Below are 961 nucleotides of genomic sequence, written 5' to 3' on the forward strand. Positions count from 1 at the left end.
ATGGCCTTCGTCGAGCGCGTGGGTGCCGGCGACCTGACCGGCCGGATCGCGGCGACGGGTCGCGACGAGATCGGCCGTCTGGGAACGACGCTGAATACGATGGTCGCCGGCCTCGCCGACCTCGCCCGCACCAATCGCTCGGCGACGGCCGACCTCAATGCCGCCGCCGCGCAGATCCGGGCCTCGGCCCAGGAGCAGGCGGCGAGCGTCGAGGAGCAGTTCGCCGCCGTGCAGGAGACGGCCGCGACGGTCGATCAGATCACCCACTCGGGCGCACAGATCTCGAAGCGCGCCAGCGACGTCATCGCCACGGCGCAGACCTCGGCCCAGAATGCGAAGGCGGGTTTGCGCGCCGCCTCCGACACGGCCCGCGCCATGGATTCGATCCGCGAGCAGGGCGAGGCGGTGGCGGGCAACATCGTTGCCTTGAGCGAGAAGACCCAGGCGATCGGCGAGATCATCACCACGGTCAACGACATCTCGGAGCGCACGCATCTGCTCTCGCTCAACGCGGCGATCGAGGCGGCGGCGGCGGGCGAGAGCGGCCGCAGCTTCGCGATCGTCGCGGCCGAGATGAAGCTCCTGGCGGATCAGGCCAAGGCCGCCACGGTGCAGGTGCGCGCGATCCTGTCGGAGATCCAGCGGGGCATCAATTCCTCGGTGATGCTGACGGAGGAGGCGGTGAAGCGGGCGGCCGCGGGCAAGACCCGCACCGACGCCACGGTGCGGACCATCGAGGAGATGGCGGCGCGGGTGGAGGAGAGCGTGCAGACGTTCCAGCAGATCGTGGCGTCGACGAACCAGCAGCAGCTCGGCATCGAGCAGGTGATGGGGGCGCTCCAGAACATCCGGCAGGCGAGCCAGCAGACGGCGGCGGGGACCCGCGAGGTCGAGATGGCCTCGGCCAACCTCACCGAGCTCGCCCAGGGCCTGATGACGCTGGCCGAGCGATACCGGATCT

The 961-nt window shown here is 70.3% G+C and carries 1 protein-coding gene; it reads left to right on the forward strand.

Annotated features, from left to right (window positions below; genetic code table 11):
- Positions 1-961 (forward strand): methyl-accepting chemotaxis protein (locus MHA02_RS21855; RefSeq protein ID WP_147082686.1); only part of this gene is annotated, 961 nt, incomplete at both ends.

It is taken from the genome of Methylobacterium haplocladii (genome assembly GCF_007992175.1).
In the GTDB taxonomy this organism is placed as follows: Bacteria; Pseudomonadota; Alphaproteobacteria; order Rhizobiales; family Beijerinckiaceae; genus Methylobacterium; species Methylobacterium haplocladii.